Origin of the sequence: Clostridium sp. 1001271st1 H5, from assembly GCF_005845215.1 — a bacterium.
GTDB lineage: Bacteria > Bacillota > Clostridia > Lachnospirales > Lachnospiraceae > Enterocloster.
Map to the genome: position 1 here is coordinate 1 of NZ_SPHO01000012.1, position 22067 is coordinate 22067.

The 22067-nt window shown below is 33.0% G+C and carries 19 protein-coding genes; 2 read left to right on the top strand and 17 right to left on the bottom strand.

What is annotated here, in order from left to right; translation table 11 throughout:
- Positions 1-140: 140 nt before the first annotated feature.
- Positions 141-323, bottom strand: coding sequence for an IS66 family insertion sequence element accessory protein TnpB (tnpB, locus tag FGS84_RS17960; RefSeq protein ID WP_171042663.1), 183 nt, complete (start codon positions 321-323; stop codon positions 141-143).
- A 67-nt stretch (positions 324-390) separates the two neighbouring features.
- On the opposite strand from tnpB, the gene FGS84_RS31230 reads away from it, so the two are divergent.
- Entirely contained in the window at positions 391-792 is a 402-nt protein-coding gene (locus tag FGS84_RS31230; RefSeq protein WP_207671130.1) for a hypothetical protein, read from the top strand.
- Positions 793-970: 178 nt separating this feature from the next.
- On the opposite strand, the gene FGS84_RS17970 is transcribed toward FGS84_RS31230, so the two are convergent.
- The 15 genes from FGS84_RS17970 to FGS84_RS18040 all read right to left on the bottom strand — a co-directional run bounded on the left by FGS84_RS17970 (position 971) and on the right by FGS84_RS18040 (position 18015).
- Positions 971-1888, bottom strand: a complete 918-nt coding sequence (locus FGS84_RS17970) for an NAD(P)-dependent oxidoreductase (RefSeq protein ID WP_138309824.1) — start codon at positions 1886-1888, stop codon at positions 971-973.
- Positions 1885-2865, bottom strand: a complete 981-nt coding sequence (locus FGS84_RS17975) for a glycosyltransferase family 2 protein (RefSeq protein ID WP_171042664.1) — start codon at positions 2863-2865, stop codon at positions 1885-1887. Before FGS84_RS17975 ends, FGS84_RS17970 begins: the two co-directional genes overlap by 4 nt.
- A 2-nt stretch (positions 2866-2867) precedes the next feature.
- On the bottom strand, positions 2868-3809 hold the full coding sequence (locus FGS84_RS17980) for a glycosyltransferase (RefSeq protein WP_138309826.1): 942 nt from the start codon (positions 3807-3809) through the stop codon (positions 2868-2870).
- A gap of 13 nt (positions 3810-3822) precedes the next feature.
- Positions 3823-4944 carry an FAD-dependent oxidoreductase gene (locus tag FGS84_RS17985; RefSeq protein ID WP_138309827.1) on the bottom strand — a complete coding sequence of 374 codons (1122 nt, stop codon included), beginning with the start codon at positions 4942-4944 and terminating at the stop codon, positions 3823-3825.
- Positions 4945-4971: 27 nt separating this feature from the next.
- Entirely contained in the window at positions 4972-5694 is a 723-nt protein-coding gene (locus tag FGS84_RS17990) for an acyltransferase (protein WP_138309828.1), read from the bottom strand.
- Between the two features lie 5 nt (positions 5695-5699).
- On the bottom strand, positions 5700-7133 hold the full coding sequence (locus FGS84_RS17995; protein WP_138309829.1) for an oligosaccharide flippase family protein: 1434 nt from the start codon (positions 7131-7133) through the stop codon (positions 5700-5702).
- A gap of 4 nt (positions 7134-7137) precedes the next feature.
- Positions 7138-8244: an NAD-dependent epimerase/dehydratase family protein gene (locus FGS84_RS18000; protein ID WP_138309830.1), complete on the bottom strand. Its 1107-nt coding sequence runs from the start codon at positions 8242-8244 to the stop codon at positions 7138-7140.
- Entirely contained in the window at positions 8241-9434 is a 1194-nt protein-coding gene (locus FGS84_RS18005) for a Coenzyme F420 hydrogenase/dehydrogenase, beta subunit C-terminal domain (RefSeq protein ID WP_138309831.1), read from the bottom strand. Before FGS84_RS18005 ends, FGS84_RS18000 begins: the two co-directional genes overlap by 4 nt.
- Before the next feature lie 5 nt (positions 9435-9439).
- A complete protein-coding gene (locus FGS84_RS18010; RefSeq protein ID WP_138309832.1) occupies positions 9440-10543 on the bottom strand; it encodes a polysaccharide pyruvyl transferase family protein in 1104 nt (367 codons plus the stop codon).
- Complete coding sequence (locus tag FGS84_RS18015) at positions 10509-11870, bottom strand: hypothetical protein (RefSeq protein ID WP_138309833.1); 1362 nt, start codon at positions 11868-11870, stop codon at positions 10509-10511. Before FGS84_RS18015 ends, FGS84_RS18010 begins: the two co-directional genes overlap by 35 nt.
- Before the next feature lie 2 nt (positions 11871-11872).
- Positions 11873-13075 (bottom strand): glycosyltransferase family 4 protein, encoded by a 1203-nt coding sequence (locus FGS84_RS18020; protein WP_138309834.1) that lies wholly within the window; start codon positions 13073-13075, stop codon positions 11873-11875.
- The gene (locus FGS84_RS18025; RefSeq protein ID WP_138309835.1) at positions 13072-14040 is read right to left on the bottom strand and encodes a GDP-mannose 4,6-dehydratase; all 969 of its coding nucleotides are present in this window, start codon (positions 14038-14040) and stop codon (positions 13072-13074) included. Before FGS84_RS18025 ends, FGS84_RS18020 begins: the two co-directional genes overlap by 4 nt.
- Before the next feature lie 9 nt (positions 14041-14049).
- Entirely contained in the window at positions 14050-14790 is a 741-nt protein-coding gene (locus FGS84_RS18030; RefSeq protein WP_138309836.1) for a WecB/TagA/CpsF family glycosyltransferase, read from the bottom strand.
- Between the two features lie 515 nt (positions 14791-15305).
- The gene (locus tag FGS84_RS18035) at positions 15306-16313 is read right to left on the bottom strand and encodes a kinase (protein WP_138309837.1); all 1008 of its coding nucleotides are present in this window, start codon (positions 16311-16313) and stop codon (positions 15306-15308) included.
- A gap of 763 nt (positions 16314-17076) precedes the next feature.
- Complete coding sequence (locus FGS84_RS18040) at positions 17077-18015, bottom strand: tyrosine-type recombinase/integrase (RefSeq protein ID WP_138309838.1); 939 nt, start codon at positions 18013-18015, stop codon at positions 17077-17079.
- Between the two features lie 149 nt (positions 18016-18164).
- Between FGS84_RS18040 and FGS84_RS18045 the strand changes: the two genes are divergently transcribed.
- A complete protein-coding gene (locus tag FGS84_RS18045; RefSeq protein WP_138309839.1) occupies positions 18165-20678 on the top strand; it encodes a YfhO family protein in 2514 nt (837 codons plus the stop codon).
- Between the two features lie 140 nt (positions 20679-20818).
- Here the strand turns inward: FGS84_RS18045 and FGS84_RS18050 are convergent, their stop codons facing one another.
- Complete coding sequence (locus FGS84_RS18050; RefSeq protein WP_138309840.1) at positions 20819-22051, bottom strand: hypothetical protein; 1233 nt, start codon at positions 22049-22051, stop codon at positions 20819-20821.
- Positions 22052-22067: the final 16 nt, after the last annotated feature.

A 22067-nucleotide genomic window follows, 5' to 3' on the forward strand; every position in this document is an offset into this window, starting at 1 on the left:
CACGCCGCTGAAAAGCGGCGTTAGTTTAAGCTGGGGCGGATGGTTTGACGTTTACAAAAGGCCTCCTATGATTTTTTATTTTATCATAGAAGACCTTTGGCTAATACCTATTTACAGAAAAATTTTCATACACTCGAAATTTAGGCGCTTACCTTCATACGGTCTGAACGCCTTCCATAGAACAGAAAAAGGGTTCCTTTTTCAAATGGATTCAGGTTGTACTGTGAACCGATGACCTGAGCCAGTCCATCAATTCCTTTGCGCAGGTCAACAAAACCACATGCGAGTATCACGCGCCGGATTCCACCGGCGTCCTCAAGCATCGGACACCTCCTGCAGAAGTCTGGTAAGCAGCCTATCGGAAACTTCGTTAGACACTGCCACAGTTGCATGGGAAGTTTTAATCACGACTGCGGGCTGGAAAGAAAAAGGAATTTCCGGATTCTGTTGCGGTATCATGGGGACTTCAGCAAAGATAACTGTTCCTTATCCCTGCATTGCAGGAAGAGAAGTACTTCCATCACTCAGTTGGCTGTAGACTTCTTTACGGACTCTCCTGAGCCAGTAGTAATAAGTTTTTTCCAGAACCCCGTTTTCTGCCAGCCACTGCCTGGCTGTCTGCCCATCGGGACGGCTTTGACACTGCTCGATAATCAGTTTACATTGATTGAGGCGAACCTTATGAGTACAAGTATCCAACTTTACACCCTCCTTGAAAAAACTAGTAGTTTTTTCAAGTTTGCCACAGAATTTAAAAAATATCTAGGCGAGAGATTTGACGCTTACTTTTGAAGAACGGTTATCTTTGATTATAAACTGTTCTGGATGGAGGCAGGGCCGTTTAAGTGGCGCTGCTTGACATCCCCGGAATCAGCATTATAATACAAGCAAAGGGCAAGGCCTGGAACACAAAAAAATATAGCTTTCTGTTCTGTGCTACAGGATTTTAATCTATCATTTAAAAACTGCACTATCTCATCTTATACTTTTTTATGTAATTTATTAAATCTTTTAACACATACTCTTTTTTGTATATATACCCATTATGTCCGCCTAAAGCTTCTGCAAATGCGGTTTTTAAATTATAATTAACTAAAGGTGCAGAACTTTCATACCAATACTCACAGTGATATACTAGTTCAAATAATTCATTTGAAAATATTGGCTCAGTAACTAAATTTATTTTTTTTATTTTTTGCTCCATAATCCTATTTATATCATTCCATAACCATGCTAAATTATAATACTGGAAGCTGCTACGAGGATTAGTAAAAGAAATTGCATTAAATGGATTTTTAATAAATTTTTCTTCTAAACTTTTCTTACCGCTATAACTTTCATTATAATGATACAATCCATCAGCGTGTAAACTATATGCATCAGTAATTTCCGAAATCACTTTAAGTATGTCGTTATACTTGTCTAAAGTTAGAATTGGTGGAATAGGTGATATCAAATCATGTATATAATTCTTTTTAATATTTTTGCCATAAATGGCTGGAAGCCTAATAATATGATAGTCTTCATAATTGCTGCTTATCCATTTTTCAAGTTCCAATCTGTTATTTCCATATGAACAAAAAAAACTTTTGTCGGATTCTTTTTGTTCATCAGAGTCCAAAGACGAATTTACATCTATACTTGAAATAAGTATAATTTTTTTTGGACAAATTTTTTCAATATTAGTCTTTGCCTGACATATTATGTCAGCATCTTTTTCGGGAAACATATTAGCCCAAAACTTAGTTCCTGTTACTCCGGCGTACACTAAAACATCCGGTTTACTACCGTATGCTTCATTTACATCTGTGCTATGATATTTTTTATCGAAAGCACCATATTCTATTAGATTACTTCCCACAAAGCCAGTAGAGCCTACTAAAATCATCTCTTATCCTCATTATAGTATTTTACGTATATTTTTCTTAAAATATGGTTTTTAAGTATTAGATACTTAATAAGTTCTTTAGTTCGTACTCCTCTATCTTTCTTTAGATGTTCCCAAGCATCTATCCCTATTTGGGTTTTATCATGCTTTATTGCATAACTTAAATGCAGTCTACTTGTCACATTTCGAGCCATCGTCATAATACGTTTAGCTTCTTTGCTTTCAATATTTAATTGTTTTACAACATTTTCATATACTACCTGTATACTACTAAAATCTCTATGTTCATTAATTAAATGTTGATTAGAACCATGTATGTAATAAGCAAAAGTACACTCTTCTATATATCCTGTTTTTCCAAGATAAATTTCTGGAAAAACCAGCTGAATAGTCGGACCAACATGAATATCGGAATAAATATTTCTATCCGTATAGATTGTCCAAAGAAAATCAGTTTTAATTATAAAATTTCCGGACATAAAACCAATATTTTTATTTTCAGAGAGGATAAATTTATTTATTAATTTTTTTTTTGTTTTCGGAAATTTTTTCCAAGCATAATATAAAGGTTTACTTAAGTCATTAACATTATATACTGCTGTTTTTCCAATAGCCAAATCAATATCTGTATGCCTATCCATGAATTCGACATGTTTTTCTAAATGATTAATATGCATATAGTCATCAATATCTGGCCACATCAAATATTGCCCATCTACCATTTTTAGACCATCATTTATAGCCCTAGCATGTCCTTCATTTTGGAGCTTAGATAAATATTTAAATGTAATTTTTTTTTCTTCAAAAATTTTTTTGTACTTTTTTATAATTTCATCACTTTTATCTGTTGACCCGTCATTGACGATTATCAATTCATAATTTTGAAATGATTGTTCTAATATATTTTCTAAGTATCTTCCAATAAATTTTTCTCCATTATAGCATGGCGATAAAATTGATAGTTTTACACGACCCACTTTTATTTATTCTCCTTACTATTGACTAGCTTCTCAACAGAACTAAACAAATACTTTTCTTTCTTCAGTACTAACTCTAAAAGGAGCTCACAATATTTTACTATAATTAAACCAATTGCGCCTAACAGCGCCGCAGCTAAAGATATTACAAATAAATGTAACTTGTTTGTCATAGGCTGTTGGCTGAAGCCCAAATAGAAGAATGAGCAGCAAAATAATACAAGTAATACACATTCTATTACAAAAGCAATTTTAGGAATCAGACCCGTATAAGCTAGTAAAACATTAACTCCCATCTTGCTCTTATTCCTTATAACATTCTTGTTTTTAAATGATTTTTCAGGTTTCTTATCACCTATATCTTTTACCTTTAAACCAGAATTCGCATATAAAGCCTTTCTATATACGATAGCTTTATTCATACGTGAAACACGATTAATTGCTCGTCTTGTAACGATTCTAAACCGTTCTGGTGTAAGTTCCATATAGCTCCTATTAGAGCGATTATATAATTTATAAAACAAAACACTTCCCAATCCTTTATATCTGCTTGAAGAATAGGTTACAATATCATATCCAGATATCGCTTCTTCATAAGCCCTCCATAGCTTATCAGCATATGTTTCCGGGTCAAACATATCAATCCATTCAAATTCATACACATAATCCCCTATACTTAAATCTACCCCGGACTCCATTCCAAGTTCTCTACCATGAAAAACACTCATTGAAATTAAAGAAACATTATCTAGCTTTTCCTTTTCTACAAGCTCGTGTATTCTCTTTACACTTTCATCTGATGATGCATCATCTACGCAAATCACCTCATATTTTATAAAATGTTCTCGTAAGAAACTATGTACGAGTCCAAGATATGTCTGTATATTTTTCTGCTGATTATGTATATAGATAACTGCAGAAACAAACTTATATTCTTTTACCATCTTTGTTCCTTCCTTACAGTAAAATTTGATCTAAATCATATACTGTATTTACTTTTCCCGATAAAACACTTACAAATTTAGGAGATTCATTTGATACTTTAATCACGGTTGGTCTAGAATCATCTACTTCTGATGACTTCAATACTGGTTTCATAGAAAACAATGATTTGTTATATTGAAATTTATAATCATCTTTTATGTATTTGTTAGCTAGCTTTGACATGTAAGCCCAAGCTGATACCGGTTTATTACCACATTCATTGCAGTTTCCAAGAACGCCTAAATTGCAATAGCTGATGTTGCTCTCCAGTTGACAATCAAATATAGGAACAGCTGAATAACTAGTAACATGAGGTGTAAACGAAACAGACGTAAGAGAGTGCAAACCTGTTTTTCCAAAAGGCATAATAGAAAAAAAGGGGCCATCCATAACTGTTAATCCAATATTCTTTAATTTTTCATTTACACTACACAAAATAATCTCACATAATTCGTACTTAATTCCAAAGTTTTCATAACTAAGCATTGATAATATTTGATTAACTGATGCATATGTAACATTCAAAATAAAATCTGATTCAATCTGCTTCTCACCATTAAGTTCAATTTGATAATAATCTCTTTGTTGTTTTATATCAGTTATTATCGATTCATACGTAATCTCAACTGTTGTAAGTTTCTTAATCTCTTCAATAAAAAAATCACGCAAAAGCATTGCATCATAAGTATATTCTTCCGTAAGAAAAGCTCCATCACATACTCCATCTTTAAAAAAAGTTGATGTACTTTGTTTTTCACAGAATATATTAGCATCACTACAGAACTTTTCAAATTGATTGGCAGATGTCCAAGAAAAATTTGTTGAAGTCGCATATATTTGGTCGAATTTTCTCAAAATACAAAAGTTAAAATCATCGCAAAATCTATGAAAATAATCTGCAGATTTTTTTGCCGTTGTTAAAGACCTTGGGTAATGATATCCCATATGAACTCTTGCTTGATTAATATACGTAGCTCGCTTAAAGGGAGCATTTTCTTTTTCTATAACTAAAGTTTTTAATCCTTTTCTTCCGCAAATCCACGCTGAATATAATCCATATAATCCCGCACCAATTATTACTCGCTCATATACCATATCTTATCCTCTTTTATAATTTATAACTTACATAAAGTGCCATGACACTTTACCAGTTAGTTCGTATTGTAAATCTGTATTTCTTTCACTGATAAATTTTGCTGGTACACCACCATAAATTTTGAAAGCATCACAATCTCTCACAGCACACCCTCTAGAAGCAAGCACAGCTCCTTCATTTACTATTACGCCTGGTAGAATTGTTGCATCTGAGCAAATCCAAGCATGTCTTTTAATCAAAACCGCCTGTAGGTTTTCTTTTAAAACCCTAAAATATGAATCATTAACATTATGCTCTTCTGTCCATATATGTACTCCGGATCCAAGAACAACATCATTCTCAATTATTATCCTTCCTCTTCCATCCAAAATACAATTTGCGGATACCGTACTGTTCCCTATAGTGATATTCCAAGGTGATCTAAATTCACAACCTCCAAAAATCACTGTTTTCTTACTAATTCTCATTGCAAAAATATACTTATAAAATAATTTTCGGATTCTATAGCTTGGGATATATCCAGTTAATAAGGTATTATATCTAACCCAGCCATAAATATAGGCATTTATCCAATTATAAATAGATTTAAAAAATATTTTATTTTGTATCTTGGAATTGTCTGTTTTTAATTTATTTGTTTCATCCCGTACAAACTTCTTATTGTCAATTTTTCTTTCTATTCGGCAATATATCGCCATCAATAACCAATTAATAGCTATAGAACACAATATCATTAAACGCTTGTGCATTTCTATCACCCCTTTACAAACTTAATAATTTCTTTCACAGTAATCTTTTTAAAACCTACAATATATATTAGAATTAAACATATATAAACAAGTCCGCCACAAACCATCTGCAATATAAGCATTGGTAAACTTGCCAGATTAAAAAGTGATACGCATGTTATTGTTATGTACATCACTATTCCAGCAGAAATATATGGAATACACTGAATAAAATAGTTCCAAACTGGTAAATCTTTTCTACACTTTATAGTTTGATAAAATGCCACCACAAATTCTGCAACTACTGTTCCAATCACAGTTCCCATAGCACCATACTTTTTTATTAGCAAAATATTAATTATAATATTTATTGTTGCACCATATATTGTAGCTTTTACAAAAATTGAATTTTTGCCATATGGAATTAAGTATTGCGTTCTAATTACATTTGCCCATGAAAGAAAAATCACTGTAATAGAGATAGCCTTTATTAGATTACCACAGCTTGCAAATTCTTCACCCCAAAACCAAATCGAAAAATTATCTGCTATAGCTGCCATTCCAAAAGACAGAGCACTTGCAACCATAAGCGAACCTGACATTGATAATTTTATATATTTCATGATTTTGCTTTCAGAATCTGTCTTATCAAGTAAATAAGAAATTCTTGGAAGCATTACTGTACCAACAGCTGTGATTACACTAGTAGGTATGGACATTATTTTTTCGGTATTATCATAAAGTCCAAGTTCACTTTTACTGTACATTGCACCTAACATTATTTTATCCATATACTTGAAAAGGCTAACTGCAATTACTGGGACAAATAGAACTAGTAAGGGCTTAATATTTGCCACAATAGTAGCTCGTTCAATCTTTTTAAAAACTATCACACTTTTTGCAAAAGGCCAAAGTACTAGTTGACTAAGCAGAAATCCCAGAGCCATAATAACTGCGTATGCCGTTGTGTCACCATTATCATGGACGAATATAAAGATTGATAATACTGTAATGATTTTGACAATACAATTTCTGGTAACTGTTACTTTAAATCTTTCAAGTCCAAAAAACAGCCAATTAATATCTAGAACTGCAGACAAAACATATAGCAACTGTATGGAAGCTAATGCACTATCTTGTCTAAAAATCATCTGAGTTAAAATATATAGAGTAACTATAATAATTCCAGCAATAAATTGCACATAGTAAATTGACCAAAAAACTACTGTTCTTTCACTCTTATTATCTTTGACTTTAGCGATTTCTCGTGTTCCATAATTATTTACTCCTAAAAGAATAAATAGCGAAAAATAATAGGCAATTGAATATGTATAAGAGTATTCCCCCAACCCTTCAGGGCCAAGAACTCTGGATAAATATGGAGATGTTATTAAGGGAAAAATAATTGTCAAAATTTGATACGCAATTTGATATGCAAAATTTTTTTTTAGGTTCACCATTATTTTACCTTCTTAATTTCTGCCTAATTCTTTTGATAGTCATGTACAGCCAACATAATAGTGCCGAATATCCTATTTTATATTTTAATTTATCCTTAGTATTCTCAAATTTGTAATTGCCATCACAATTAACTCCATATTGATATAATATTCGATCTAGACATCCCGCCCACAGATAATTAATGCGATGGTTAGTTGATTTAAAATAATCATAAATTTCCCCTATTGAATCATCAATTGACAATTCAGCATTATATCCAGTAACTGCCCTTTTAATCTTTGAATTGTCAAATTTCATATTCCGGGATTTATCCAGAATAATCTCGGGTATATCTATAACTGTGTTTGTCATCTTTTCTATGGAGTCACGAGAGACTTCAACAAAATGACATTTTACTCCACTTTTATTAGCTAAAAGTTCTGCAATATGTTTCCAAGTTGTTGTTTTATCCGAAGTAATATGAAAATCTTCATTGAATGCATCTTTATTACCAAATAATCCTACAATACCTTTTGCCAAATCTCTTGAGTCAGTAACCGTCGTATACTCATTAGGACAAATCGCTATAGGTTTCTCTCTAAATATTCTATCAACAATTGTATAGTATTCGACTGGTGCTATTTGATACGGAAACCTGGTCATATTAAAAGTAACATAAGGTCTGATGATTGTATAATTAATACACTTTTCTGCCGCAATCTTTTTTAGTAGAAGCTCACACTCATACTTATCTGCGCAATATTTCCAACCTTTATTCCCTTTAGAGTCAATTTCGGTATAAGGCTTTCCATTATTATGATTATCATATATCGTTGCCGTTGATATAAAAATATACTGATTACACTTTACACAATTCAGCATTTTACTCAATTGATTAGTATTGTAAGAAAGGAAATCAACCACAACATCATATTTAGTATTTCCAACCTTCTCTTTAATATACCTTTCTGATTCGTTCTTAACATCTGCTACAATAAGTGTTGCCTTCTCATTTATACTATTTTTCCTATTGCCTCTATTAACAATATAAGTATCATATTCTTTTTCTATTGCCGCCTTACAGACGTCGGTGCTAATGACACCTGTTCCACCAATCAACAATACTTTCATCGGCTATGTTCTCTTCTCCATGTTGTGATTTTTCTCAGTAACATTACTGGCATAATCATCTTAATCTTCGTCTTGATTCCCACACTACGTCTAATAGCTTTTATACTGTTCAAAAGTTCAATTCGTTTTTTCAATTTTTCATATCTAGCATCAATTGAGCTTCTATTTTTAGAATAAATTAATTTTTTGTCAAGTTCTTCTATTTTTAGATTTCTTTTATCGAATCCATTCCAAAGTATGCGTCCTTTTTCATTATTTATAATCAGAGTAGATATTCCTAAATGATTATAAATCGTGCTATTCTTATCTGCTCCATGTAAATCGCCTACTGTGAAGTCAGAATAGTGTCTCCACTCTCTAAATGGACAGCTGTGGCAACTATCACGTTGAAGAATCTGAAACCCAATACCTAATTCTGTATTATAGAATTCTTTAAATAATTTTTTCCCACTTTCAAATCTAACCATTAAAAACTGTGGAATCCAATTATCAAGTTCCCGCCATTTATATCGCATATTTAAATATACAGTTTTAGACTTGAATTTTTTTTCTAAATATTCAACGTATTCTTGAAGAATACGCGGACTTGATGAACCTTTACAAATAAAATCCATAGTCCAAAGCTTTTCATAATCTTTTCGATCTAGATAATAATAAAGTGCGGCTACCTCACATGGCGCTCCTGTAAATAAGACTGCTTCATCATTTTGAAGTCGTTCCTTCACCTGAATATATATTCTTTTCTTATTGCTTTGAAAATATTTAGAACTTTTCATTTTATAAATATCTTTATAATCCTTGCTTAAACAATGCTCTATTTTCTTGAAATCATCTGTATAAACAGCCCCTACTATATTTCCATCCGGATACATCTTCTTAAAACAATCTACCAAAAATGAAAATACTCCTCCAGACGCACTTTGCAATAAGATATCGTTATTAACATGACTAACACCATAATAAGTTTCTTCACTATTTATTGATGGAACAATATTTAACATCGGACATATCTTTAAGCATTTGTTACAACCAATACATTTGTCTGCTTGTATTATTGGATATAAAAAGCCTATAGAATCGTCTTTTAATGATAGTGCTGAAACTGGGCATACATTTACACAAGCCTCACATCCTGAGCATTTCTGAACAGGCATATATTCAAAGACGGGGCACTTTTTGTTCTCTATCATTATAATTAATCATCCCTTAACGCATTTTTAAGAAATAATACGGATTCATTTTTTAAATCGTTCATCTTACTTAGCACTGGCACATAATCTAATGTATATTCTTCCAGATTATCAACCTGTTTTAATGTAGATAAAATCCGGTTTTGTAATCCAAGTTGATTTAATATACTACGCTTTCTTTCATCTTTTATGTTAACATCTTCCAGTACAAAAATTGGCCTTTCCAACTTAAGTGATAATGCAGTTCCATGAAATGAATTAGTACATACCAAGGCAGCATTTCTAATAAGTGTGAGATACTCTTTAGGTCCTGCATCAATTATATTCTCTCCAATATTATTGTGGTATGGCCATTCCGGTGTTATCATTTTGATTTGCAGATTAAATTTATTTGCCAACCGGCTTATTATATCCATATTTCTAGAGGAATTCCCATAACCATCTAAAGAATAATAAAAAAGATATGGATCACAATTCATTTCTTCAGTAAATTGAAGAAATACTTCTTTTTCTATTAATAAGGTTGGATCCAAAACAACGGCCACATCCTTTTTCGTAATCTTAGATAACACTTTTGAGCCGCCTTTTTCTCTACATGAAATAGCCTTAAAGCTTAGTAGTAAATCCTTATATGGTGATAAATCATCTTTAGATGCCAATCCAATACTAGGTGCGTAAGCAATTTTTTCCTTTTTAGTAAAGTTAAGCATATATGCTAAGCTAAAATCAGAAGTTTTCAGTGGATTCCAAATTTGATCGCTTCCACATACAAAAAAATCATAATCATTCCTTATCTTAGTTAAATATTTTTCTTCATTGTATTTCTCATTTGAAAGGTTCAAATCGTTATTAATAAAATCATTAAATCGTTTTTTTCTTCTTATTCGTCCTTTAAGTATTGGCAAGAATAGTATTGTCTTAACAAATCTCTTAATTCCATTTTTAGTACTAAAAATATCAGTATAGTCAAGCTGTTTCTTTTTTGAAAAATCAATTATTTTAGTTTTATATCCATAGGACTCTATGATGTTTTGAAGAGAATATGCTTGAATTACAGCACCGTAATTGTATACTCTATGAAATGTTATTATTCCAATGTTTTTTTTCATAAATAACGTCCTTTAATTTATTATTCAAAGTTAATTCCTTATCATATTTATGGGCACTGTAAACGCTTCCTGCAACAATATAAAATATAAAACATGATGTGAAGCTAATCGCCGTATTGTTTACAAGTGAGGTAATTAAAAGACCTACATTCAGCCATAAGCTTACCCGACTTACATTATAGAACTTTCCTTGCGATGCTTTAGACAAGGATATAAATAACTTATTATAAAAATAAGTATATAATACAATGGCAAAAACCCCCATCTGACCAATAGCCGCTCCAATAAAGCTTTCTCCACTTGCCAATAACTCTGTACGGCCTCCATAATTGTATCCTAGGTTTCCCACAGTTCCAACACCTCGACCAAATGGATAAACAAATAAACACCTAAGATTATCTATTAATCCAGCGATATGCATCACCCCATTTGTGCCGCTACAAATAACATATCCAATTCCACCTATTAAAATTAATACAAACGCACATCTAGTCCAAAATGACAGTTCTCTCTGATGCCAAATCTCACCTAGTGCAAATGTAAATGCAAATAAAGCTATAATTATTCCACCTTTAGCCAATGTACTTAAAAGTGCTAAAGATAATATAACAACTGTAATTGCCTTCAGCAGTTTGTTTTTGAAAATTCCTTTTATAAATATGGATACAATTAAAGCAAATGCAAACAATTGTCCTAAGATAACTGGCTCTGCTAAAAAAGATGCCATTCTTCTAAGACGTACTCCTAAATCCCATGAATAAAATGCGCCATGCACTCCCTCAGGCGAAAGACCGGTTTCAGTACCTTTTAGTGTTGCAAAAGATTTATATCCTAATTTTAACCAAAAATTTGTACCAATGGCCATCTCAATCCATCCAAAAACAGCAGATACAACCATTAGCTTTACAAAAAACAATAATACTTTTCTTATCTGTGCTGAATCTTTAAGGCAAACAGAACCTAAGACAAAGAAAATAAAAGGCAAATAGAGTTGTCTAATTGATGCAAGCAGGCCAGTCATACTACTACTTCCATGGATAAAGCCATAAACCACAATCATAATGGTACAAATAATACATCCAAATTGAAATTTACTAATTTGCCCATACTTTATTAAACCATTTGCAATCAATAACACTACATATGCTTCTTTTACCATAATAAATAAATTAAAGCCTTCTTTACTAAGATTAGATGATGCAATAATTAGTATAAAATTTTGAAATACACACATTAAGACAAGAATATTAATACTAATGTAATTCAACTTCTTGATACCATATAATGCAAATAAGGACCATATCGTCACCAATAGAAAACTTGTCATAATTATTCACCACTTATTAGTTTTTTAATAAAGTCATTATAGTCCTTACCAATAGAATTCCAATCATACTTCTCTTTGAACAATTGATATGCTTGAAACTCTTGCTCCCTATATTTTTCTGGATTAATTAAAATATCTATGCACTTTTCAGCAAAGGTATCCGAATCATTACACAGAGATAGATGCTTCTGATTTTGGAAAGCAGTCCCTTCTACTCCATGGTCAGTTGTAATAATATGCTTTCTAAAGGCTACTGCTTCCAATAATTTCCCTTTTACACCACCACCAGATAATAGCGGAAGAATCACTATATTTGCCAGAGCATAAAGTTCTTTCATACTTGAAAAATTAGGTATTATTGTAATGTTACTATTAGCCATATTAAGTATTTTTTCTTCTGGATTTGAACCCGCAATTATGAGTTTTGCATCTGGTACAATCTGCAATACTTTTGGAAATACATTTTTTACAAACCATATAATTGCTTCTATATTTGGAATAGCTATATAATCCAGACGCCCCACGAACAGTAATGTTTTGCTATTTAGTCCAGATATTTCTTGATTATAATCATTTGCTCCCAAGGGAATTGTTTTAAGTATAGCATTTCCTGTATTTATTTTTTTTTCGAAGAACTTATAATCCTCTTCCGAAAAAAAGGTGATTCCCGAAAAAATATTGCTCTTGTAAATTTTTCTTTCATATCGTTCTAATCTAAAAGATTCCAAATAATATGCTAGTCTTTTAATGCCAGATATACTTTTCACATGCTTCATATCTCTCATACGAATATACTCGACATTATGCTGATTAATTGTTATCACTAAGGTAGGATTACTCCTTTTTATTGCAACAACATTTTTGACCATGTTAGGAAAGTCTACAATAACTATATCGATTTTTTTTTCTTCAACCAATTGGTTGAGTTCATTTACAATATCCTGTCTGTATCTACTTGCTACTGAATACGGCATAAAAAGACTCTTGAAAAGAGTTAAAACCTTATTCGTACTTCTATCATAGAAGTGTACTTCTGTGCAATACCTTTCCATCTCTGTTGTATTATTTTTTTCTTCTGAATTATATGCTATTGAAAAAAGAAAAATATTATTTTTCTTAGAAAGTTGTACTATTCTATTATATACACCATTTCTACCACCTATCGGCGGAAAAGGAACCTCTGGTGTCAACCACGCAATATTCATTTCATGTTTCTCCAATACTGTAGCATGTCAGCAATCGTCTGTTTCATTGGAATATCCTGTTTCCATCCTGTATGCCTCTTAAGCTTTGAAACATCACCTACTATGATTCTTTCATCTGTAGGTCTGATTAGCGACTGATCAACATTTAGCTTTAGAGTATGCCCAATCTGTTCTTCAATCATTGAAACAATATCTCTCATTTGATAAATATAATTAGAAGAAATATTATATGCATCTCCAGATTTCCCTTTTTCAGCAAGGAGATTAAGTGCCTTTACAAGATCTCTTTGATCCATAATAGCTCTTCTGGTTTCCAGATTGCCCACTCTAAGCTCATAAACTCCTTTTTTTTCTGCTTCTACTGCCCGACGCGTAAAGTCAGATGTAACATCATTTACTTTTCTGGTACCCGTTGAGTTGAAAATTCTAGCACGTATACAACGAATATGATCATTCATAAAGTACTGATACGAAATCAAATCCTGCCCGACTTTACTTACACCATAAGGGTGTAGTGGTAATAATTCGGCCTCCTCCTTAACATATATTTTATCACCTTCAAGTTTATTTAATGTTTGCCCATACTCTGCACTGGAACAAGCTACTATAACAATAGGATTATAGTCTGTTTTTATGTACTTTCTTGCTTTCTTTATTGCCTCAAAGATTGAAACTGTCCCATTAATATTTACGTCAATTGTCTCCGCGGGATTCACCCAAGAAACTGTCGGATAGCTTTGAGCAGCAAGGTGATATATCTGTTCTGGAAGATTGTCCATAACAATCTCATCAATTCCTTCTCCATATCGCAAATCACATTGAATAAATTTTACAGGAACTTTAATCTGCTCTATATTCTTTTTGTTTTTGTGCCAAATGCCAAGTACATTGTCACCCTTTTCATATAAAAATTCCACCAAATGTGAACCAACCATTCCGCCTGCACCTGTAACTAAAACATTCATTGTATTCCTCTATTTCTTATACTTAATAATTAGTTTGATAATTTTAATGTCATCAATAAAATATCTTTTAAACATACGCTTAGGCTCTTTTAAAAACCTATAAAACCATTCCAATCCATGCTCACTCATCCACTTCGGTGATCTTCGTACATTTTCTGCAAGAAAATCCACAGTTGCTCCTGCACACACCGATACTGTTGCATCATATCTCATATAATTATCATATATCCACTTTTCTTGCTTAGGGCAACCAAAACAAGCTATAAGTAAATCTGGATGTACTCTAGAAATCACTTTATTAATTTTTTCTAGTTCTCTTGTATCATTTTCAAATCCAAATGGCGGAGCATAGGTTCCTACAATTTTAATTTCTGAATACTTATTTTCCAAATTCGATTTTGCTTTCTCAGCGATACCCTCTTTTCCTCCAATAATAAAAATGGTATATCCTTTCTTAGCAGCTAGCTCACACAATTCTGGCACAAGATCTGAACCCGATACTTTTACTTTGACTGGCTGTTTATGCCATTTTGCTATCCAAACAAGAGGCTGTCCATCAACAATCACTATATCTGCCTCGTCTACTATTAGTTTAAGTCTAGTATCATGTTCAATTTTCATTACCACATCAACATTGAGTGCTACAATATAACTTTTCTTTTTACACTCAATCATACTTTCTATTGCATGTATGGTTTCTTGCATATCCATATTGTTTATGTAGGTATTTAGTAAAGGCTGTTTCTTCATATTTGTCTACTTTATCTTTCTCAAAAAAGATTATCTTACATCCAACATAAGTAGTTACATACAGATAAATATAGTTCCAGTATTATATAAGTCTCTGTTACTAAAACAAAAAATGCTAAATCTGTAGTTTTAGCAACCTTTCATCTATCTTAATTGGTAAAACCAATTGTTTATAATCCAAAGTAGTTATTTCAAAAAAATCGCTTAATCTATTGAGTTAATACAACCATTGTACCAATACCCCTAGCCCCTTAGCATTATTTATGTAATTCATAATAAAAGCAATACTTCATACACCACCAACAGCTTTGCTATTCCACCTATTTCTAAGTTATCTGTAAGATTGTCGGTTCTTACTTAAGTAATTTACAACTTTTCAGCACATACTACTTGAACGGAGAGAAGAGCTTTTAGTGACTCGTTAACTCACTTGCGATTTATTCATGAGCAACTACTGGCTGTTATTACCTTCAGTTAAAAAATCTATATGTTTTTAGTATCATTTCCATGAACTTCTATTTTACTATTGCTTCATATGCTTCAGGAGAATAATGAATAACTCTTGTACCACCATCTTCAAATTTAAATGGAATATACATCAGATTCTTCATGGCCTCTTTTACAGCCTTTTGTTTTTCCGGTTGAACATAGAACACAAGGAATCCCCCGCCGCCAGCTCCTAAAAGTTTTCCGCCCATAGCCCCAGCTGCAATTCCTTTTTCATATAATTCATCAATAGTGTCAGTACTAATTGCAGCACCTGTTCCTTTCTTTAATCGCCATGTGATATCAAGAAGTCGTCCAAAATCATCTATATCTCTACTTTTGCTTACTAAAACTTGTTCTGCTTCATTTACAAGTTCATACATATGTTTTAGTCTGGCTCTTTTCTCATCAGTACCACTTACGTTATTTGTTTTCTGAACATCTGATGAAAATCTAGTAAAACCCGTAAAAAACATTAATAAATTATCGTTCAACCTCTTTTTTCTTTCAGGTGAGATGATTATCGGAAGGACTTCGTAATCATTTTCCTTAAAATTAATTCTATTAAATCCACCAAATGACGCCGCTATTTGATCTTGCCATCCTCCAACTTCATTGCAAAGAACCCTTTCCAAATATATGGCCTCGTTAGCTAACTTCTTTTTATCAGCATATTTTCCTTTTAGTGCATAAAAGGCATTTAGCATTCCAACTGAAAAAGAAGAACTTGTTCCTAACCCTGAACGAGCCGGCAAATCTGCTTCGTAAATTAGCCTTATCTCATGCATATTCAACATTTTCATAGCTTCTCTAATAGCCGGATGGTTAATATCTTCAATATTTTTTACTTTCTCTATCTTAGAATATGTTATTTCTGTTTTATAATCAAAAAAACGTGGCAGGTGTCGAACATTCACATAACAGTACTTATCAAAAGTAGTGGATATTACAGCTCCGTTATTTTCTTTAAAGTAATCCTCCATATCTGTACCACCGCCAAAAAATGACATTCTAAATGGTGTTTTTGTAATAATCATTATAATTATGTATGATGTTTATAAAGCACAAAACATCATATTCCTTTCCTTTTTCTTAATCTATGTTGTAGTTACTGTGGACTTTAGATTTCACAAATAGCTAGGCTACTCAGCTGGAGTAGATTACCATCTAGTGTTCTTATCATGTTACAGAGCTTTAAAAAGAGAGATGGGAACTCTTAGTTTATGTAGTGCTTGATGGTTGCTAAACTCAGCTTTTTCTTAGTAGTTGACTGTTCAACTTACCAAATGTCTATTGTAGCATCTATTTTAGCTAATACTACTTACTTATGCTATCCCCTCCATAAGCCTTAACTCAAACGTAAATCACCGTTAAAACCTGCTTATTTCTGGCATTGTTTTAATGAATGGTGAAATGATACTAGATAAAATGGATGACATTCATCGTCTTCTACACCATATAAATTATTTGACAAATTAATTCCTTTTGTGTATTTGTACGGTAACTTTTTGAACTGGGAAACCTCGTATATCCATAAGAAACTCATGGGGATTGCATTTTATTCTTATGAATGTAACTTATGAATTCATAAAAATAATTCAGGTTACAAAGCTAGCTATATTTTCCTTAATGATTATCAATTATTTACGTTTTTACTCAACTGTTGTTCATTCAATAATGGACAGTGACTTTTTTGCAAAAGCAAACTTTAAATAATTGCTATTATTTTGACCATCAAAAATGGGCTACCTGCCAGCAAATAGTGCTGTTAGGTAACCCGTTACATCTTTTAGGCTTATATTAATTCATTAAAAAGTTCCTTTCATTATACTTTATTAAAACCTCCTTTTTCCGCTCTATACTTACTTCTGTATATATCTGTGTGGTGGCAATGCTGGCATGTCCAAGCAATTCCTGTACATCTCTTAGATTAGCTCCATTATTGAGAAGATGACATGCGAAAGTATGACGTAAATAGTGAGGGGTAGCTTTAGGGTTGATATGGGAAATGTGTTTGTATTTGCTGAAAATATTTTCAATACCATATATGGATAGCTGCCTCCCATATCTGTTAATAAATATATGGTTAGTAGATGGATTTAAATTAACTCGAACAGAGAGCCAAGCCAAAAGCTTTTTTTGAACAGTGGGAGCAGAAATAAAAAGAAGCCGTTCCTTATTCCGTTTCCCACGAATCAGAATACTCTTGGAGACAGAATCAAAGTCTTCTAATAAAAGATTGGAAATCTCGCTGATGCGAAGACCAAGACAAAACAGCATTTCAATAATGCTCATATCTCGCAGACAAATTAATTGGCGGTAGGGGGAGGTTAGAGAGATATATTCCTGCTCTGTAGATTGGATAAGATATGTAATTTCTTGCTTGGTAAGGGTGCGGGGGAGATTGACGGGAAGCTGGAAATGCCTTGTTGAAAATCGAAAGAAAATTTCTTTGGCATATTCTTCACGAATAAGAAAATCGCAAAATTGTCGGATGGCTACATGTTTCCTATAAATGGAGCGGGGTTTCAATTTGACAATATTTTGGAGGAAATAGAAGTACTCCAGGAGGGTATTAGCATTGAATGCCGGCTTTTTTTGAGTCTGAATCCATCTGTTCAGATGTGTTAAATCATAGCGATATGCACATACTGTTTTTGGGGATAGGTTACGTTCCGTTGAAATGGTAGAAAGAAATTGTTCAGTAAGTTTTGATTGATGTTCATAATAAAATTTCATGTAGAGTCCTCCTTGATTTTAGTAGATATATTATATAAAAAGTAGTGAATTAAAGAAATAGGAAAGAGTTTTTTCGCAGTCTATGATATAATATTTACGTTAGTTATAAGTTCAATATTAAATTTATAGGAGTAATCAAATAAAATATTATGAGAAAAATAAAAAGAGTGTCTCTATATTTGCTGTCGTTTGGAGTGCCAGTACTTGTATTCAGCTTAATATGGTGGTTTGGTCATATATATCCATTTGGGCCAATTAGTAATATGAAGGACGATTTAGGATATCAGTATGTAGAATTGTTTTCTTACTTAAAGCATGTGATGGATGGCGATGCAGGGTTAGGATATACTTTCACAAAAGGGTTGGGGGGAAGCTCAATTGCGCTTTTCGCATATTATTTGTCTTCGCCATTTAATATTCTCCTGCCTCTTTTTTTACAAGAAAATCTCCAAATATTTATCTTTGTTGTATCAGCATTAAAGCTGGGAATGTGCGGCCTAACCCAGACATTTTTTTTACGGAGACGTTTTCCTCAGTTGAAAAAGGAGTTAGTATTTTTACTGTCCATTTGTTTTGCCACCTCGTACTATTGTGTGTTGCAGGTGGAAAATATAATGTGGATGGATGGGGTTTATATGCTGCCGCTCATGATGTATGGAGTGTGGAGGCTGGTTAAACAGAAAAAAGGGGGAGCACTTGCTGCCACGGTTTTTGCTGCGATTTTATTCAACTGGTACACAGCCTATATGAACTGTCTATTTGCAGTTCTCTATTTTGGATATGAGTTGCTCAAACAGGGAAAAAAGGAATGGAAAGAATATTGTATTGAATGCATTCATTTTTGTGGTGATATGATTCTTGGCGTTCTTTTAAGTGCACTATTGTTTTTTCCAAATGTTTATGCCTTAATTCAAGGGAAAGGGGGATCTACCGGGGGAAATATTTTTGCATTGCATATCAATGGAACTCCAATCAATATGATTCGGGGACTAGTAATAGGGAATGATGCAGGGAGTCGGTCACTTAGCCTTTTTTGCGGTACATTTGTTTTGGCATGGTTCACATATTCCTTGGTTTCCATGTACAAAAGGTCTGGGCGCGATTTTAAATTGTCTTTGCTTTTTGTGGGAATTATGGCAGCGTCTCTTCTTATTAAACCATTAGAGAATATTTGGAATGGCTTTCGCTGTGCATATAGTGATATGTATCGCTTTTCGTATCTGCAGACATGGCTTTTTATTTATTTGGCGGCAATCGGTTTGGCAGAGACAAATTCATATGTATCAAGACGTATTTTAATCTTTATTTGGTCAGTATATACTGCTCTGTGGATAATACTAGACTTTATATCACCCTTTAAAAAACAAATGCTCTATATGACCATTTTTTCTATGGCAATAGTGTCTTTGTTTTCTCCCTGGCTCTTGCATCCTAAGAATATAAAACGTAAAGCGGGATTTATTGCGATACTAATATTTACATTGAGTGAATTATGCATGAATGGGTTTGCGCTATGTAAAGCATATAACTGGGGGGACTATATAAAATTTCGGGATTATGTAATAGCTCAGAGACAATTGGTAGATATAGTGAAGTGTACAGATGAATCTCCATTTTATAGAATAGAGCAGACATTAAACAGGGGATTTGACAAGAACAAAAGCTCAGCATTTTTTTTGGAGAATATGAGCTTTAATTATAATGGATTTTCCCATTATAGTTCAGCTTTTAATGAAAAACTTAGATTGTTTAGTGAATTATTGGGATATGGCAAGAATGATACTGTGAGTTTATACCAGGAACCAATTCTGCCATCTGACAGTTTATTAGGAATCAAGTATGTGTTTGCTGACAATGATTATCCAGGGCTGGTGCAGAAATCAGACGTCGAAATTAATGGGAAAAGTATATACGAAAATCCTTATGTGCTTCCTTTGGGATTTTGGGCATCGCAGGACAGCAAGAAGATGATATCTGAATCTAATCATTTTCAGTTTCAGAATGAAATATATTCAAATATACTGGGTGAAAAGGTGGAAATATTTAAACCTGCGCCATATCGTATGATATCCCATACATCAGACGAAATTTCATATGAAATTAATTTGGAGCCTGGGCACATTCTTTACGGATATGCAGATTCAGAAGTTCAGAATTTGAAGGTATTTATTGATAATGAGTACCGCTGCGATTATGAAGGATGGCTGACTTATAAAGTATTTAGTGTTGGTCAGAATCCGGGAAATCACACAGTTAGGTTTGAAAAATTTCATGGATTATCAGAGCAGATTCATCCTCAATTTTATCAGTTGGATTTAGAACTTTTTTATAAGGTGATAGAAAGCATAAGGTCCAATTCCGTGAAGATTAATACAATAGAAGAGGGGTATGTTGAAGCTGAAATTGTGTCGCCAAAGGCTGGCTTTACAATGTTGACAATTCCAATGGAAAAAGGATGGAGCGCCAGAGTAAATGGAGAAAAGGTTGATTTAGAAGAGGGAGCTAATGCTTTGATGCTTGTACCGGTTAATACCGGAAAAAATCATATCGAAATAGACTATCAGGTTCCGTATTTTAAGATAGGGATTATTATATCCATTGGTACAATGCTTTGCGTGGGTGCGTATTATCTATATTTTAGGAAAGGTTTAATGAATAAATGATTTTATGCAATGAAAATAGGATAATTGATGTGGAGATGAGCGCTTGACAAAAATAGAAGTCAGGGAAAGAATCCTATTTTGGAGGCTTTCCTTGACTTTTTGGATGTGTATTCAAACTTTTTCGGACAGTACCTTATGACTTATTGACAATTGCCATACCATTCCTTGGACGAACTATAGCTGCCGCAACATTCCAAGGGTTTAGGAGACAATCGGGCGCAACTACTAAAAAGAGCTAGGGCAAAAGGGTTGTACTCAAGTTCAAGCAGATGATGTGCAACAACACAGTTTAAGGCGATTAAGGCCACTGCATATAAAAAGTAAAGGTCATGCCTGTTTTTGATACAACAGAGAACATATGTGATTAGAACTATAAATACGGTTATAATGCCATATCTCAAAAGGATATGGATATAAGAGCAGTCTACGAAATTGTATTCTTGTGGCCAGGTAAGCCCGCCTCCGGCTCCAATCATATCAATTGTCTGGCCAAATGGGCGAATTCCATAAGTTACTATGCCAGACCGTCCAATCCTTAATCGGTTGGAAAGCAATTGGTTGATTACTGCTAGTACAGAGATACTTTCTGTGTATAATATAGTAAGTACAAATGAGGCTGCTGCCAGAATCGGCATAAAAACCGGGCTTATTGTTTTCCAAAAATATATCCAGGATTGTTTGAAATTTCTGGGTATATGTTGTGAATGAATTATAAACGGTCCGTTTACAAATAACAGGACTGTAAGTAGTATGGATATAGAGTCTAAACGGGCATTACAAAAACGATAGATTAAATAGGCGGTTATAATAGTCACTATATGGTGATGATAATTCAGATGTTCAGCCCCCAGGTAGTACGCAGTTACTATCAAAAAGAAAATGTGGGAGGCAAAATCGGTTGTATAGACAATGCCAAAGGACTGCCGTATTCCGCGATCTTCAGCAATGTATTTGTAGTTATCAATAATACCTAAAAGGGATGATGCAAAAGCCAGGAATACAACTGCACCCACTATAAGCAAATAAACTTTTAAAATTTTTTTAAAAGAAATGTGCCTGCTTCCTATGATAGGAAGAATCCAGAAAACGATATTAAGGTATCCAGTATAGTAAAGTACACACACAGAACATAATATCATTATGAATATAAATAAAAGGGGCTTGATAGTATAACCGTCATACAGTATAACTTTCAGACCTATAAAAATAATTGGAAGCAAAAGGCACAATTTGCTGATGATGCCTGGAAGGGGAAATGTGGTAGTTGCCCAGACACCCCTTCCAAGATATAGAATATAACCAGTAAAAAACAGAATTTCCCCCATATGAAAGTCATGGTTATAGTTTCGATAATTGTTTTTAAGTGTCTGCATAATTAATCTCCAAATA

Coding starts and splice junctions, on each gene's coding strand:
- FGS84_RS18035 (WP_138309837.1), bottom strand. CDS start 16,313: ATGATTATTACAAAAACACCATTTAGAATGTCATTTTTTGGCGGTGGT.
- FGS84_RS17995 (WP_138309829.1), bottom strand. CDS start 7,133: ATGGTGAACCTAAAAAAAAATTTTGCATATCAAATTGCGTATCAAATT.
- FGS84_RS18015 (WP_138309833.1), bottom strand. CDS start 11,870: ATGACAAGTTTTCTATTGGTGACGATATGGTCCTTATTTGCATTATAT.
- FGS84_RS18025 (WP_138309835.1), bottom strand. CDS start 14,040: ATGAATGTTTTAGTTACAGGTGCAGGCGGAATGGTTGGTTCACATTTG.
- FGS84_RS17970 (WP_138309824.1), bottom strand. CDS start 1,888: ATGATTTTAGTAGGCTCTACTGGCTTTGTGGGAAGTAATCTAATAGAA.
- FGS84_RS18020 (WP_138309834.1), bottom strand. CDS start 13,075: ATGAATATTGCGTGGTTGACACCAGAGGTTCCTTTTCCGCCGATAGGT.
- FGS84_RS18000 (WP_138309830.1), bottom strand. CDS start 8,244: ATGAAAGTATTGTTGATTGGTGGAACAGGTGTCATTAGCACCGACGTC.
- FGS84_RS18030 (WP_138309836.1), bottom strand. CDS start 14,790: ATGAAGAAACAGCCTTTACTAAATACCTACATAAACAATATGGATATG.
- FGS84_RS17980 (WP_138309826.1), bottom strand. CDS start 3,809: ATGGTAAAAGAATATAAGTTTGTTTCTGCAGTTATCTATATACATAAT.
- tnpB (WP_171042663.1), bottom strand. CDS start 323: ATGCTTGAGGACGCCGGTGGAATCCGGCGCGTGATACTCGCATGTGGT.
- FGS84_RS31230 (WP_207671130.1), top strand. CDS start 391: ATGGGAAGTTTTAATCACGACTGCGGGCTGGAAAGAAAAAGGAATTTC.
- FGS84_RS17990 (WP_138309828.1), bottom strand. CDS start 5,694: ATGCACAAGCGTTTAATGATATTGTGTTCTATAGCTATTAATTGGTTA.
- FGS84_RS18045 (WP_138309839.1), top strand. CDS start 18,165: ATGAGAAAAATAAAAAGAGTGTCTCTATATTTGCTGTCGTTTGGAGTG.
- FGS84_RS18010 (WP_138309832.1), bottom strand. CDS start 10,543: ATGAAAAAAAACATTGGAATAATAACATTTCATAGAGTATACAATTAC.
- FGS84_RS17985 (WP_138309827.1), bottom strand. CDS start 4,944: ATGGTATATGAGCGAGTAATAATTGGTGCGGGATTATATGGATTATAT.
- FGS84_RS18050 (WP_138309840.1), bottom strand. CDS start 22,051: ATGCAGACACTTAAAAACAATTATCGAAACTATAACCATGACTTTCAT.
- FGS84_RS18040 (WP_138309838.1), bottom strand. CDS start 18,015: ATGAAATTTTATTATGAACATCAATCAAAACTTACTGAACAATTTCTT.
- FGS84_RS18005 (WP_138309831.1), bottom strand. CDS start 9,434: ATGATAGAGAACAAAAAGTGCCCCGTCTTTGAATATATGCCTGTTCAG.